This is a genomic window from Candidatus Zixiibacteriota bacterium (assembly GCA_021159005.1).
GTDB lineage: Bacteria > Zixibacteria > MSB-5A5 > UBA10806 > 4484-95 > JAGGSN01.
On sequence record JAGGSN010000085.1, the window covers coordinates 1 to 15,427 of the forward strand.

At 40.4% G+C, this 15,427-nt stretch carries 13 protein-coding genes; 11 read left to right on the plus strand and 2 right to left on the minus strand.

Features of this window, described 5'->3' with window-relative positions; translation table 11 throughout:
* Positions 1-82 precede the first annotated feature (82 nt).
* The 6 genes from J7K40_05595 (at position 83) to lon (ending at position 7,797) form a co-directional block, all read left to right on the plus strand.
* Entirely contained in the window at positions 83-1,927 is a 1,845-nt protein-coding gene (locus J7K40_05595; GenBank protein MCD6161871.1) for a protein BatD, read from the plus strand.
* A complete protein-coding gene (locus tag J7K40_05600) occupies positions 1,924-2,676 on the plus strand; it encodes a tetratricopeptide repeat protein (protein MCD6161872.1) in 753 nt (250 codons plus the stop codon). Before J7K40_05595 ends, J7K40_05600 begins: the two co-directional genes overlap by 4 nt.
* Before the next feature lies 1 nt (position 2,677).
* Positions 2,678-3,715 carry a flippase-like domain-containing protein gene (locus J7K40_05605; protein ID MCD6161873.1) on the plus strand — a complete coding sequence of 346 codons (1,038 nt, stop codon included), beginning with the start codon at positions 2,678-2,680 and terminating at the stop codon, positions 3,713-3,715.
* Between the two features lie 278 nt (positions 3,716-3,993).
* Positions 3,994-4,671, plus strand: coding sequence for a DUF2231 domain-containing protein (locus J7K40_05610; GenBank protein MCD6161874.1), 678 nt, complete (start codon positions 3,994-3,996; stop codon positions 4,669-4,671).
* Positions 4,672-4,940: 269 nt separating this feature from the next.
* The gene (locus tag J7K40_05615) at positions 4,941-5,252 is read left to right on the plus strand and encodes a hypothetical protein (GenBank protein ID MCD6161875.1); all 312 of its coding nucleotides are present in this window, start codon (positions 4,941-4,943) and stop codon (positions 5,250-5,252) included.
* Positions 5,253-5,340: 88 nt separating this feature from the next.
* A complete protein-coding gene (gene lon, locus J7K40_05620) occupies positions 5,341-7,797 on the plus strand; it encodes an endopeptidase La (protein ID MCD6161876.1) in 2,457 nt (818 codons plus the stop codon).
* Positions 7,798-7,961: 164 nt separating this feature from the next.
* On the opposite strand, the gene J7K40_05625 is transcribed toward lon, so the two are convergent.
* Together J7K40_05625 and J7K40_05630 are read right to left on the minus strand one after the other, a co-directional pair.
* On the minus strand, positions 7,962-8,978 hold the full coding sequence (locus tag J7K40_05625; protein ID MCD6161877.1) for a mechanosensitive ion channel: 1,017 nt from the start codon (positions 8,976-8,978) through the stop codon (positions 7,962-7,964).
* 95 nt (positions 8,979-9,073) lie between these two features.
* A complete protein-coding gene (locus tag J7K40_05630) occupies positions 9,074-10,387 on the minus strand; it encodes an NAD(P)/FAD-dependent oxidoreductase (protein MCD6161878.1) in 1,314 nt (437 codons plus the stop codon).
* Positions 10,388-10,865: 478 nt separating this feature from the next.
* On the opposite strand from J7K40_05630, the gene pilM reads away from it, so the two are divergent.
* The 5 genes from pilM to pilQ are packed head-to-tail and all read left to right on the plus strand — an operon-like array spanning position 10,866 to position 15,401.
* On the plus strand, positions 10,866-11,915 hold the full coding sequence (gene pilM, locus J7K40_05635) for a type IV pilus assembly protein PilM (protein MCD6161879.1): 1,050 nt from the start codon (positions 10,866-10,868) through the stop codon (positions 11,913-11,915).
* On the plus strand, positions 11,916-12,560 hold the full coding sequence (locus J7K40_05640) for a PilN domain-containing protein (GenBank protein MCD6161880.1): 645 nt from the start codon (positions 11,916-11,918) through the stop codon (positions 12,558-12,560).
* A gap of 44 nt (positions 12,561-12,604) precedes the next feature.
* Complete coding sequence (gene pilO / locus J7K40_05645; GenBank protein ID MCD6161881.1) at positions 12,605-13,198, plus strand: type 4a pilus biogenesis protein PilO; 594 nt, start codon at positions 12,605-12,607, stop codon at positions 13,196-13,198.
* Positions 13,195-14,058 (plus strand): AMIN domain-containing protein, encoded by an 864-nt coding sequence (locus J7K40_05650; protein MCD6161882.1) that lies wholly within the window; start codon positions 13,195-13,197, stop codon positions 14,056-14,058. Before pilO ends, J7K40_05650 begins: the two co-directional genes overlap by 4 nt.
* An 11-nt stretch (positions 14,059-14,069) precedes the next feature.
* A complete protein-coding gene (pilQ, locus tag J7K40_05655) occupies positions 14,070-15,401 on the plus strand; it encodes a type IV pilus secretin PilQ (GenBank protein MCD6161883.1) in 1,332 nt (443 codons plus the stop codon).
* Positions 15,402-15,427: the final 26 nt, after the last annotated feature.

Genomic DNA, 15,427 nt, shown 5'->3' on the forward strand with positions numbered 1-15,427 from the left:
CAGCAGCAGCAGCAGCAGCAGCCTAAGAAAGGCGAGATGTCGGAGAAAGAAGCCAAGGAATTATTAGAGGCATTCAAAGAAGATGAAAAAGAGATACAGAAAAACCTTAAAAAAGTTGTCGTCCGTTCCGGCTCGCGCCGCGATTGGTAGTATTGTAATACTACTGCTGGCATCCGGGATAGCCGGCGCGGGCGATATCGATATCAATGCCAGTGTCGATAGGACGGAAATAACGCTTGGGGAATCGATAGAGCTTACTATCTCCGTAGCCGGTCCGGTAAGACATATCGACAAGCCCGAACTGCCCGACCTTTCTAAATTTGACGTGTATTCATCGGGAACATCGTCAAATATTTCAATTGTACCCGGAGCAATAAACTACCAGACCGATTATTCCTATATTCTTATGCCAAGAAAAACCGGCACTTACACAATCCAACCGGCGCGAGTAAAATATAAAGGGAAGCGCTATTCCACAACGCCGATTATTATCAAAGTTACACGTCAGGCACAAGCAAAGCAGGCTGTTCCGTCAAAATCGCAATCAAATGCGAAAACCAGCCAGCGCTCTCAGACAACAAGCGACTTCTTCATCGAACAGGATGTAGACACAAAAAAGCCATATATCGGGCAGCAGGTAACGATGATTTTCAGATTTTATCAGGCTAAGAACTTATATGAACAGCCAACATTGCAATGGCCTGACTACAACGGGTTTTGGGTTGAGGATTTGCCCCCGCAAAAAACATATAATAAAATGATTAACGGTAAAACGTATAGAGTTACCGAAATTCGCAAAGCCCTTTTCGCTACGGTTGCCGGTAAAATTACTATTGAACCGGTAGTATTAACAATTCCCCCAAGCGCGCGTAATTCATTTTTCGACTTTGACCCTTTTAGCATGCATTCTCGTCGAAAACAAAGATCCTCAAGCAAAAACGTTTTACGCAGTAAAAAAATCATCATAGATGTTCAATCTCTGCCAATGGCAAATAAGCCCTCTGATTTTTCAGGCGCAGTCGGTTCATACAGCTGGAAAATCTCAATCGACAAGGACACCGTAGAGGTAGACCAGCCGATTACATTAAAAGCATCCGTAACAGGTTCCGGTAACATCAAAAAACTTCCGGGTGTAGAAATACCCGAATTGGAAAATTTCCGTCTTTATGATTCGGGGAGCAATGAGAATATCTCTAAGAAGAATTACAAAGTATCCGGTTCCAAGTTATTTGAATGGGTCTTAATTCCCACCGCGCCGGGCGAGTATGAACTTCCCGAATTAAGTTTCAACTTTTTTGACCCGTGGTCTAAAAAATACAAAAAACAGTCAAAAAAACCGGGCAAAGTGTATGTCAAGCCATCCTCGGTTAGTTTAATGGCTCTGGGAGACAGGCCGGTTAATGTTATACCAGCCGCTCGAACCAGTTTGAATTATATTGCAACCGAACTCTCAAGCAAATCAATTTCGACGCCGTTTTTCAAGTCTAAGTTAGTATGGATTGTTCAACTAATGCCTGTGCTCTGGCTTATTTTTCTTACTGTTCATATCAACCGACGGAAAAGACTTGAGGGTGATATCGCCTATGCCCGCCGCAAACTGGCCTCAAAAGCCGCTAAGAAAGCATTAAAAGAGGCTTATAACGGTTTGAAAAAACCGGAGTTATTTTACAGCTTAGTTTTTAATGGCATTGTTGGTTTTATATCAGATAAATTAAACGTAAAAGCCGCCGGCCTTACTAATACTCAGATAATTGAAATGCTGAAAAGTACCGGCAAATGTGATAGCATCATTGATGAATTCTCAAGTTTCTTAGATAAGTGTGATATAGGCAGGTTTTCACCGAATAGGCCAACATCCGAACAGGCGCAACAGATTTATAACAAGGCGGAAAACCTGCTGTCGGAGCTGGATAGGAACCTGAAATGAGATTAGCTTCAATACTGTTTATATGCATACTAATGCTTCCGGTTAGTTCTGCAAGCGGTTCCGATCAGGATATCTGGGAACAGGCAAATAATGCGTATGACCAAAATAATTTTAAAGAGGCTTTGGACGGCTATCTATTGCTTCTGGAACATGGGAACCGAAGCCCTTCGGTATATTATAATCTCGGCAGCGCTTATTTTAAAAATAACCAGGTTGGTATGGCAATAGCCGCCTATCGTTTATGCCTCAAGCTCGACCCATCCTTCACTAAGGCGCAAGAAAATCTCGAATATGTGCGCAGATATACTGTCGATAAGGTAGAAAAACCGCCAAAAGGATTTTTGCTGAATCTATGGTCGGGTATGGCAGGGATATTTTCTGCTGAAGAGTATTTTGTGTTTACTATAATTATTTACTGGATTTTAAGCTTGATTATAACTTTAATGATATTGGGAATCGGTAAAAAGGAGTTTTTAAGTTATTTGTTGATATTGCTTGTCGTAGTGTTTATCTTGTCGGGCGTTCAAACTCATTTTGTGATTAACGAAACAATTAATACAAAGTGGGGCGTTCTAACGGCAGCTTCAGCAGAGTTGAGAGAAGGACCGGGTGAGGATTTTGAGAAAATCTTCACTGGCCATGAGGGATTGGAATTTAAGATACTATCCCAAAGGCAAGGCTATTACTTGGTTGAACTTGCCAATGGCTTAAATGGATGGATTAAGGGAGCCACCTTGACGGAGATTTAATTTGGCTCTATTGAAGAGAAAAAGGTTTTGGGGAGCAATACTCGCTTTAATTCTTATAATCTTTTTATTCAGGGATTTTAAGTTTAAAGAAATCTGGAATATTATTATAAGTATAAACTTCTGGTATCTAATCCCGCTTTGTATAGCGGAATTCCTGATTGCTTTTGTTCGCTCTCAGCGATGGAAATATATTATCGATCCGGGCAAAAAGATCAGCTCATTGGATATATTTTCGACATTTTCAATCGGTATGATGATGAACCTTCTATTACCGGCTTTAACCGGTCAGGTTGCGCGTATTTTCCTGTTAGCTAAAAAAGAGTCAATGAAAAAAACATTTGCTTTCACCACAGTCGTTTTAGAGGTCTTATTCGATGCTATCGTGTTGTTTGGGTTATTGCTTTTTGTTTCCACATTTTATGTGTTCCCGGATTATATCAGCGGTTGGTGGCCAATTGGCGGACTGGCTGTTGCAGCGTTAGCCGGCTGGTTATATTGGTTGTCGCGCAATTATAAAGCTGCTGCTGAAAAAATCGAAAACGGCAGTTTCAATGAGGTAAAAGGCTTTGCCGAAAGATTGCTTTATCTTAAGACAACTTTTATCTATGGGCTGCAGATGCTCCACAGTTCCAAACATCTTTTCTTGGTAACCGGCTTTACTATTATTTCCTGGAGCTTTCAGGCAATAATGGTATATCTTTTAATAGGCGCATTTAGCCTTAATATAGACCTCTGGGGCGCAGTTATTATCATGATAATAAATACTATTATGGTATTAATTGTCGTAACTCCGGTCAATATCGGCACCTTTCAGCTTGCCTGTGTTTTCGCTCTTTCATTATTTGGCATAGATAAACATACCGCTCTGAGCTTTTCAATTGTATTGCACGCATTCAACTATATTCCGCCGGTTTTGTTGGGCTGGTTTTTCTCAGTTAAAGAGGGCTTAAGCTTCAAGAAACTCTACAATGAAAGGGCGCAAAAGGATAGTGATGAGATAGAGATTGAAGAAATTAAAATTAGGGAACCCATAAGATAATTAACCGCCGTATAAACCAACAGCGCTGGTGCGCGAGGACGTACACCAGCCGCGTTATAACAAGGACATACACTAACCACGTAATTTAATAACTGCTTACATACGCCAATCAAAATTAATATAATTGTTGAGATAAAAGAAATCCTTCCGATAAAAATAAATGTATAAATATAATTCCCTCTGGTTACCGAGCGGTGCTTGGCAACCAGAGCTAATGCGCTTGTCAGCGTGTTGTTTGTTATTATTTGTAGTTAGTTATACATAATGAATGAGGCAATATGAATCTAATACATCCAACAATTGTTCACCTTGCAATTGCCCTTTTTATAATGTCAATGATTTGCGAAGCGTTAAGTTTGATAACCAGCAAGAAAACCTGGCCGCAATTTGCAAAATACTATATTGGCGCATCGGCAGTAATGTCATTTATTGCCATAATAACCGGCTCAGTAGATTATAGAACTTTATGGATGACCGAGTATGGCTATATTTATCTTCAAACGCACATGATACTTGGAGTACTGGTATTTTTTATTATTCAACTTTTAGCGAATTATCGGATACTATTACAAAAGATGCTGCCAAAATCTGCTTTCACCGCCTATCTGATTCTATGCGGAATTTGTCTTGGGTTGTTATCCGGTACTGCCAGTCTTGGTAAAACCGGCGTTTATAAGTACGGTGCCGGTGTTTCTGCGGCAATGTTGAACCGTTTGGAGACTGAGGAATATCTTAAAAAGCAATACCAACTGGCAGCAATTCCCGCGCTTATCGATAAAGACTCATTAGCGGTTCTATCAGCTAATCTTACCGCCTTTTCTACTGAGGATATCCTGTATGCGCCTTCCGATTCAATGGTTCAAGATGACCGCGAACCCAATTCATCAGAGCTTGAAATGAACGAAAATCATCCCGATTCGCCTGTTATTGACGATGACCATCATGGGCATCATTAGCCGCATTCAGGTGGAAATTGCGGAAATTCTATAGCTGTCAAACAAATATCGCAATTAGTAATTGAGACAGAATATTCGACTTTGGCTTTTCCGGTCATTATTTCACGGTAAAAACACCTGCAATCAGCCGTTTAAGACAGTCATCTTTGTATTAAAACAATAATTTTTCTGGTATTATAGAATATGCTATGCTATTTTACTTTAGCAGTATTGAAATTAACCGATTGGTTAAAGATAAGAAGACAGTATTTTAGTTCAAAGGGTGATTCATGAAGGAAAATTCAAGAACTATAACATTCAAGGATTTTAAACTAACAATCAGAGCGGCAGATAAGCCTGATGCTGTCTTAGTTTTATTTCATGGCGGAACTGATGTAGATGGTTATGGCTGCGAAAGTTCAGCTGGCGACAGGAAGAAGCTTGAGGAAGATTTCAAGTTTATGTTTATACCCGCTGAGGCGCCATCCCGGAAAAAAGGCGAATATATTTTGTATTTCAGACTTCCCGGAAAAGAAGAAAAATTCTTTAACTGGGTCGATAAGCAAAAGAAAATGTATTATGGGATAGAAGATGACAGATGAATACTATTACTAAAACCGCTTTACATTCAATTAGTATTTGGATGTATTAATAATATCATTATAATAGAGAATTAAGGCAGGGATGATTATGGAAACTATAAATGCAAATAATGAAAAAGTAGCTAATATCGATATAAGTAATTTGACAACCGAACCAATTTCAATTCTACCGATACAAACTACCGTTGTATTCCCTTCTCTGGTTATGCCTCTTATGGTAGCAGAAGCGCGGTTCACAAAGCTTGTTGATGAGACATTGATGGATGGCAAGCCGTTGGGGCTTTTTACTCAGAAAGACCCGGGAAAAGAAAATATTAACTCTGATGACATATATAGGGTGGGTGTTGCCGGACATATCTTGAAAATGCTTCGTTTCCCCGATGGTTCTGTTCGTTTTTTAGTTCAGGGTATTTCACGTATCAAGATTAAAAAGTTTGTCGAGACCGAACCGTTTTTAAAAGCCGATGTTGAAGTTCCGAAGGAAATATTCGATGAATCTATTGAAACCGAAGCATTGATGCGAAATGTTTTGGAGCAATTGGCAAATGTTACCAAACTTGCTCCGTATTTGCCGGATGATTTGCAAGTTTCGGCATATAATACAAGCGAACCCTCAAAACTGGCAGATTTAATTGCCTCGAATCTTAACATTAGCATTGCTGAAAAGCAGGAAGTTTTAGAGATATTTGATGTCAAGAAGCGTTTGCTTAAAGTAAACATGATGATAAACAAAGAACTTCAGGTGCTTGAAACATCGCGAAAGATTCAGACTGATGCAGCCTCGGAAATGGGCAAATCTCAGCGCGATTATATTCTTCGCGAACAGCTTAAGGCAATCCAGAAAGAGTTGGGTGAAGCTGATGACCGGATGTTGGAAATCGAGGATATTAAAAAGAAAATCAAGACGGCTAATATGCCCGATGAGGCGCGGGAGGCATCCGAAAAGGAACTTGACAGATTGTCGAAAATGAATCCCTCGGCGGCTGAATATACTGTAAGCCGCACTTATCTCGACTGGCTGGTAAATCTGCCATGGTCGGTTAGCACTGAGGATATTCTCGATATTAAAGCCGCTCAAAAAGTATTGAATGAAGACCATTATGATCTCGATAAAGTCAAAGAACGAATACTCGAGTATTTAGCTGTCAGGAAATTAAACAGCGACTTGAAAGGACCGATACTTTGTTTTGTGGGTCCTCCCGGCGTGGGTAAAACCTCTCTGGGCATGTCTATTGCGAGAGCAATGGGTAGAAAATTTTTCAGGATGTCGTTAGGCGGTGTTCGGGATGAAGCGGAAGTCCGCGGTCATCGGCGAACATATATCGGAGCTTTGCCCGGAAGGATAATTCAGGGTATACGAAAATCAGGTTCAAACAATCCGGTTTTTATGTTGGATGAAGTCGATAAAATCGGCCAGGATTTCCGCGGTGATCCATCCTCGGCATTGCTGGAGGTGCTTGACCCGGAACAGAATTTTAGCTTTGCCGATCATTATCTTGATGTAAACTTCGATTTAACAAAGGTCATGTTTATCACCACTGCTAATATCCTCGAAACTATACCGGCAGTTCTTCTTGATCGTATGGAAGTTATTACCTTGCCCGGATATACTGATCTTGAGAAGCTGGCAATCGCCAAGAAATTTCTTATTCCGAGAAACTTAACCGACCACGGCCTAACATTGAAGAATCTGACTTTTACTGATAAAGCTATTAAAAATGTTGTATCTGATTATACCCGTGAATCCGGTTTACGCAATTTAAATAGAGAACTCGGTACTATCTGCCGCAAAGTTGCCAGAAAAGTAGCGGCTGAAGAAGTAATATACACGAATGTTACTCCAAAATTAGTTCAAGAATTCCTTGGACCAGAAAAGTATTTTCAGGATTTTGCAGAGAAAATTCCCTCAATTGGAGTTGTGCCCGGCCTGGCCTGGACATCAGCCGGCGGTGAAATTCTGTTTATCGAGGCAGCAGCCATGCCCGGCAAAAAAGACCTTAAACTGACAGGTCAGCTTGGCGATGTCATGAAAGAATCCGTGATGACAGCGTTGTCATATTTGAGATCGATTTCGGATCAACTGGGAATCGAGCAATCATATTTCACTACTCATGATTTTCATGTGCATGTACCGGCAGGCGCTACCCCAAAAGACGGACCTTCTGCCGGAGTAACTATGTTCACAGCATTAGCTTCCTTGGCAACCAATACTCCAATCGCTCCTTATATGGCTATGACCGGCGAGATTACGCTGCGCGGCGATGTGCTGCCGATTGGAGGTCTCAAACAAAAAGCATTAGCCGCTTTCAGGGCAGGGATAAAAACAATTCTATTCCCCAAAAAGAATAAGCGGGACTTGATTGAAATTCCTAAGGAGATTACAAACAAGATAACATTCGTGCCAGTAGAGAATATTGATGATATTTTGGAAAACGCGCTGGGGTTGAAATTAAAAAAAGTTGCTTCCAAAGAGAAAAAAATCAAAACAACTTCCAAAAAGCTTAAAAAGAAATCAACAAAAAAGGCGGCTAAGAAAAAACGCTAACCTGCATTTTTCACAAATATTAGCATGTGATGACATGCGCCATAGGCGAATTTTTCTGTTGGAACTGTCGGAAGTAACTTCCGACAGCACAAAAAATGACGAATAAAAGTTTATAAACAATCTAGTTTTAAGTGATAGCCGGTAAATCCTAAACTAACGTACAGCTATTCCTTTTTCTGCTTATCCTGCTTTTTGAGAATCTCAGATAATAATTCCCGTTTTGCCTCTAATCGGATAATCTGAGATTGAAGATGCTGTCGCTTGCTTTCATCTTTAATCTGTTCAAGTTGGTTATTGAGTTCCAAAAGTTCTTTGCCGGTTTTATCATAAGATTCGCGAATATTTTCAATTTTTGCTGCCTGTTCAGCTTTATCGAAAACGATACTTTCCGGTGGCTTGGCGCTGATAGTTTTATCAACTTTACCGCTGACTGCGCTTCTTTTCGGAACATACTGCTTTGTATCGGGATAAGTCCGCGTATTCATCAAAGTCGGGGAGGCTATTTCGATATTAGCCTCGTTAAATATATCTAAAATCATCTCGTTAAGGCGCGACCGGGCAGATATAACCTGCTTGATATCCTCAAGAAATCCTGCCGCGCGGTATGTTGCCGAAAAATCACCAAGTTTAAGAATATAAATGAAAGGGTCCCGTAATTCCGCTTTTTGGGCGGCTTTTAAAAGCAGACTTTCTATTTTCGTTCGGGGGATATCATAGCCAAGCGATACCTGAGCAGTAATAAATGTCCCGGAGGCTCGTACTACTTTCACGGGATTGTTAACAAGGTACAGGTTTGGCAGAGTCATCAAGTCGCTATCCTCGTTTTGAATTTCAATATGGAAAAGCCCTCGTTCGGATACTCGCCCAAAATATTCGCCCACACGAATATAATCACCAGGTTTAAAACTTTGAATAATCCGAAGCATAAAGCCAGCCATTGCATTGCCCAGTATAGTCGTTGATGATAAGGCTATGGCGGCGCTGAGAAGGATACCAAGCAGGCTTAAAAGCTGGCCGCGGGAGCTATCGCTAATCGGCAATGCCATTATAATAACCAGCAAACCGGCAAATACTAATGCCAGCATTATCATCTGGAGATGAAAGCGGCGCCCGGATGATACCGTATAGCGTCTGTTGAGCACATAGTAAGCGGCAAAAAGAAATATAACTACTCCAGCCATAACAGCGGCATTTGGCAAGAATGACAATATATTGTTAATAAAGTTATTCAGCAAATCCATAACAATGATTTCTTAATATAGAAATACTTGATGTGTCAAGTTTTTAGATTATCGATAGTTCCCGAAACACTGCATTTATCGATTGAATGTCCGGCAAGCCAGCCTGTCGAAAACGCCGCCTGCAAATTATAGCCGCCGGTATCGGCATCAATATCGAGCGTCTCGCCGGCAAAATAAAGACCTTTTACCAAACGTGAAGCCATCGTGCGGGGATCAACTTCTCGAGTGCTCACTCCTCCGGCGGTTATAATCGCCTCAGCAAGCGGACGATAGCCGGTTATCTCAAGGCGGAAATCTTTCAGCCAGGTTTTCAATCGCTTTCGTTCGGAAGCCGTAATCTGATTGTTAAGTTTGTCCGGAGCTATGTCCATTAAATTTAAACATACGGGTATCAGCTTGCTGGGAAGCAGTCCCTTAAGAAGCGATTTGAATATTTTCTTTCCATAGGTGTTAATATCACGTATAAGGCGGGCTTCCAGCTTATGCTCATCGAGGGCGGGTTTGAGATCGATAGAGACAGCAACCTTGCCGCCGCGGTTTAGCGCATCGACAACCTGTTTGCTTAATGTCAGGATAATCGGGCCGGAAATGCCAAAATGCGTGAATATCATTTCTCCGAATTCTTCCGCTCGTTTTTTCCTGTCGATAAACACTTTAGCCATTACATTTTTAAGCTGTAGTCCTTGAAGTTTTGGAGCTGTATCACCTGCGGTTTCCAGGGGAATCAAGGCTGGTCTTATTGGCACAATAGTATGTCCGACTGCTTCTGCCAATCGGAAGCCATCTCCTGTCGAACCGGTGCCCGGATATGATGCTCCGCCGGCGGCAATTATCACGGCATCAGCGTTATACTCATGCTTTTTTAAGCGTTTGCTTCCTTTTGTGCTTGTAGACGTTTTTAACGCCTCAACTCCAATTACCTGATTATTCTCTATCAACAATCGTTGTACAGGCGATTTTGTTTGCAGAGCTGCGCCGCACTCGATAGCCCATCGCGTTAAGGCATTAACTATATCATTGGCGTCATCGCTAACCGGAAATACTCGTCCGCCTCGTTCGGTTACAGTTGGAACGCCAAGTTTTTCAAAAAATTCGATAAGCTCAGGTGCGTAAAATCTCGAGAATGCCTGACGGAGAAAATTACCATTGCGCCCGAAACGAGCAATGAATTCGGACTGTTTTGCAATATTGGTAAGATTGCATCGCCCTTTGCCGGTTATACTAAGCTTGCAGCCAGGCGAACCTTTCTTTTCCAAAATAAGCGTTTTAGCTCCGGATAATGCGGACTGTCCGGCGGCCATCAATCCGGCAGCACCGGCTCCGATTACGATTACTCTGTTTTTTATCATAATATGCCGCACTTTATGCTATCGGGCGCTCCTACTCAACAGTATTTGTTCAGCGATGATACGGTGTCAGGTGCAAAGACCTGTCAGCACCTGCAATTATTTACATGCAGATGAATTTGAGGATTTTTTAATGGCAAGTCAACCTTTAAGATATCTATTTAGGAGCGTATAATTATTTCTGCGAAAAGCTATCAGAATTAAATCGCTTTTTTAAATCGCTTGGCAAATATGCAGATTGCAGCGCCTTATTAAAATAAACCATTTGAAAGCGCTTAAATGAAGCCTATAAAGCCAATGAAGTCCATAATAAAGAATTAAAAACATTTTTTATTAATTAATGTTAGTTAACTTTTTAATCTAAAAGACGATACTAATTTTGTAATAACAAAGAAAGGCATCAAACAAAACTTGACACATGTTTAGACTAATAATACAATTAGAAAAGTTGAAAACTAAGTGTAAATATTAAGAGGCAAATATGGCCTTCGGTAAAAAATCAAAACTAGCTGCAGGATTGGATGTAGGCACTAATTCAATTAAGCTGATAAAGCTTAGGAAAAAAGGCGATAGTTACATACTCAAGGCGCTGGCAATCAAAGAGCTTCCTTTGGGTGTTATATCCGATGAAGAAATTAAGGATCGGGATGCTGTAATATTCGATATCCAGAGTTTGGTAGACCAAACAGATCCCAAATTAAAAGAGATTGTTTTATCAATTTCGGGACATGGAGTAATCACCGATAAAATAGTGATTGACAGAAAATCCGGAGCAGAGGCAGAACAGGCGATATTATTTGAGGCGGAACAGCGGTCTCCTTTTGATGTTGAGGATGTTACCTTAGATTATCATATAATCTCAGAGGATGTCGAAACTAACAAGATGGAGGTATTGCTTGTTGCGGCGAGAAATGAATTCTTAAAAAGTTATCTTGATATGATAATCGACGCCGGTTTGAAACCTGTTATAGTAGATACGGATGCTTTTGCTATTTTAAATGCCTATAAAATCAATTACGATATCGACCCCTCGCGAGTTACCGCATTAATCGATATGGGGTTTGATGTAACCAATATGATTTTTCTTAAAGATGGGCTGTATCATTCTACTCGCGATGTCTCAAATGGCGTTAGAATCATTTTTGATGCCATATCGAAAGAGTTTCGCCTTAACCAAGAGTTAACCGCAAAGGCGATTCGCGGAGAGATGGACGGTTCAATCGATCAGGATATGTTTAAGGCCACAATAGTTACCGCATCTGAGGAGCTTGTGGCCGGACTTGAAGTAGCTATATCATATTTTAAAAACTCATCGGGGGCTGAACAGGTAGATTGGATTGTGCTTTCCGGAGGCGGCGCTTTGATTCCGTTTTTGCCGGAAATGCTTCAGGCAAAATTGTCAACCCCGATTGAAATTTGCAATCCATTGCGAAATATCGAATATGACCCGGATATGTTTATTGAATTCCAACCGGAAAAAGTGGCTCCGCTTCTGGCGGTACCGGTAGGGTTAGCGGCAAGGAATATTTAAATGATAGAAATTAATCTTTTACCAAAAATATACCAAAAGAAAAAATTTGGTATAAAACTGGATAAAAACACCCTATACGTAATAGGCGGCGGCATTGGGGTGCTTGTTTTATTATTCGCCTATTCATTAATATTCCAGATAATGCCGGCAAATAGCCTTAGTGAGAAAATCAAAACCGCTCGCATTGAAGCGGCTCAATATGATTCGGAAATCGCTTTGATTAAGGAATTAAAAAGCAAAAAGAACCTGATTCTATCCAGGATTAGCACAATCGAAGTGCTTGATCGCGACCGAGATGCTTGGATAAATGTAATTTCTGATCTTGGTTCTCGGGTGCCAAACTATTTATGGTTAACGGGTTTCGAGCAAGCTTCAGGTGGAACTCAAGAAGGAGAACCTGCAAAAACTACTATTAACGGCAGGTCATTTTCGATAAACAGCCTGGCAACATTCCTTATCAAACTGAAAAAATCTCCTTATCTAAAGAATATTGAAATTTCTACGATTGCATTAGAAGAGGAGATGGATGTTGAATCATATACTTTTACTATTAATTGCGATCTTATGTTAACTGGTTTTGAGGATATGATAGATTCAGAAAAAACCTTAATTGCAGGAAAGCAGGCGGCTGGTTCTGAATTTTAAGCGATACCCATGCAGGCGTCTTTGTGAACCTGCAGGAGGAATATATGGATTTAAGAGACCCTAAAAATCAAATTCTATCTGTAATAGTTGCTGGCTTTATTATTCTATTCTATATCTGGTATTCACAATTCTATTCAGCTTATGAAATTGAATTGAACGAAAAGAAAGCCCAAAATCAACAATTAGAGCAGCAATTATTTTCTGTTAGACAGCAAGCTAAAAGCCTGGATGCATTACAAGAGGAATATAATGAACTACTGAACCGATATGAGAAAGTTAAGCTATGGCTGCCAGAGGTAAAAGAAGATGAGGCTTTCCTGGCTCAGATGCATATAGCCGCCCAACTCGCAAACTCAACTATTATAAGCGTTACGCCGCAGGTAACGGTATCTCATGATTATTATAGCGCTAATTCTTATCTGGTTGAGGTTGAATCAACATATCATAATCTCGGTAGTTTTTATGCTAAGATTGTTAATTTCCCGTTTATAGTAACTATTTCTGATGTGAAATTGAAGAGTATTGAAGAGGGAAAAGGTTTGGATATCGGTAATACGCTAAAACAAAATGACCATACCGTTTCATCAACATTTAAGCTCACATCATACAACTCCAATCAAGGAGGTCAAACGCAATGAGAATATTTATGTGTTTAATCATTGTGTTTATGATATTTTCTACCAGTCAGGCGGAAATATATTTGAAGGATATAAATGTTTCTAAGCATGGTGATTCTGTTTGTGTAGAAATCACAACCTCGAAGCCATGTCTTTATGAACATTTTATGATTAAAAAAGCGCCTGAAAAAATTGTGGTAGATATCCAGGATGTTGTTAATAATTGGCCGCGTAAAAGCTTTGGGAAACTGCCTTTTAAGTCTATCGAAAAAATAAGAACCAGTCAGTTTCAAATAACTCCCAATTTAATAACGCGGGTTGTGCTTGATGTTAATAGACCGATAGGATACAAAGTCGAACAACTGCCGCTGGGTCTCAAAATAACAATACCAGTGATTACAGGTGAACAAGCATTTATACCCTGGAGTGCCAATAAGCAATTACCGGCAATTGCTCAGGCAGTTAAAAAAACTCCGAGCAATAAAACTGCAGCCAAACCGGCAAAAGCAAAAAAGAAAACATCACAAAAAAGGAAATCCGGAATAAAAATTGAGTCATTCCCTAAACGGAAGCTTGTTAAATATAAAGTTGGCAGTCATCGCGACCCATTTAAACCTTTAGTTGGAAACCGCGGAAGTTTAATCGCTGGCGATATGCCAGCTATTGAAAACTTATCATTAGTTGGAGTTTTCGATGAAGAGGCAGGGGAAAAAGCTTTATTTGAAGATACTGAAGGTAATGGCTTTCTTTTCAAGCCCGGCGATAGAGTTCAGAATGGTTATTTAGTTTCCGTACGAAAGAATAAGGCTATTTTCCAGGTAACGGAATATGGATGGACCAGAACCGTAGCCCTTAAACTGCAAATGACTGAGATAAAATAGGAGATTATGTTATGAAAAATATCAGGGTTGTAGCGGCAATTTTATCAGCAGTTTTAGGGATGGGTTTATTCCTGTCCGGAGGCGGTATCCTTCTAAGCCAAGAACCGGACTCGACAGACGCGCTTATTGCTGAAAAACCGCAAATAATTAAAACGATATCTTTGACTAATGCGGACATTAGGTCAGTTATGATGTATTTATCGTCATTTTCTGATGCCAACATCGTGGTTGCCCCTCAAATTGAAGCCGAAATCACGGTAAAATTAAAAAATGTAACTTGGAGACAAGCTCTTGATATTCTCTTGGACACATATGGTCTTGTCGGAGTCGAATCGGATAATTATATCAGAGTTGTTAAAGCTGATGACTATTATGCTGAAAAGAGGGCTTTGGAACAATATAACGCCGAACAGGCAACCTTGAAAAACCTTCGGACGCGAATCATAAAAATCAAATATAATGTCGCCGAAGAGATTACCAAGGCTGTTGTTGGCTTGCTGTCCAAAAGAGGTTCTGTTGCTACTGATGAGAGAACCAATTCGCTGGTGCTCCGCGACCTTCCCGACAACCTCGACAGGATGGAGGAATTGGTTACAGTCCTGGATAAGGAAACAAAACAGGTAAAAATATCAGCCCAACTGCTGGAAATTGAAAGCAGAACTCTTAGAGAAATGGGTTTTGATTTCCAGGCTTTGGATGGCACCGGTATTACCTGGTATGATCCGTATTCTACGGCAGATCCTCCTGAAGTGCTTGATTACTGGCCGCACGGCAATGATCAGATAAATACATCCCAGAATATGGCCACTGATGCAATCGGTGATTTTATATATGCCACCAAAGAAGGCGACTGGGGACTTAAGGCTATGCTAAAAATAGCCGAGTCATCCAATAAAGTCAAAGTCATTGCCCATCCCGAGATAACTACTGTCGATAATGTTGAGGCTTTCATTCAGATGGGACAGAAAATTCCTATCAAACAATTTGATCCCTCAGGCAATACGATTATTACTTTTTATGATGTTGGTGTCCAGCTAAAAGTAACTCCGCATATCACCTCCGAAAACCGGATTTTATTGAAACTGAAACCAGAACGCAGCTCATACCAGTTCGACCCGAATGGCGTTATTATCAATACTCAGAATGCCGAAACTAATGTTGTTGTTGATAATGGCCAAACAACGGTTATCGCCGGATTAACCAAACAGGAAAATTTGAAGCTTCGAGCTGGCATTCCAATCTTGAAAGATATTCCGCTTTTGGGCTATTTATTTAGTTATGATAAAAAAGAAATACAGAGTCAGGATCTGGTAATTTTCGTAACGCCCACTATTATCGATTGAATAATATCTGAATATTAGAATACGTT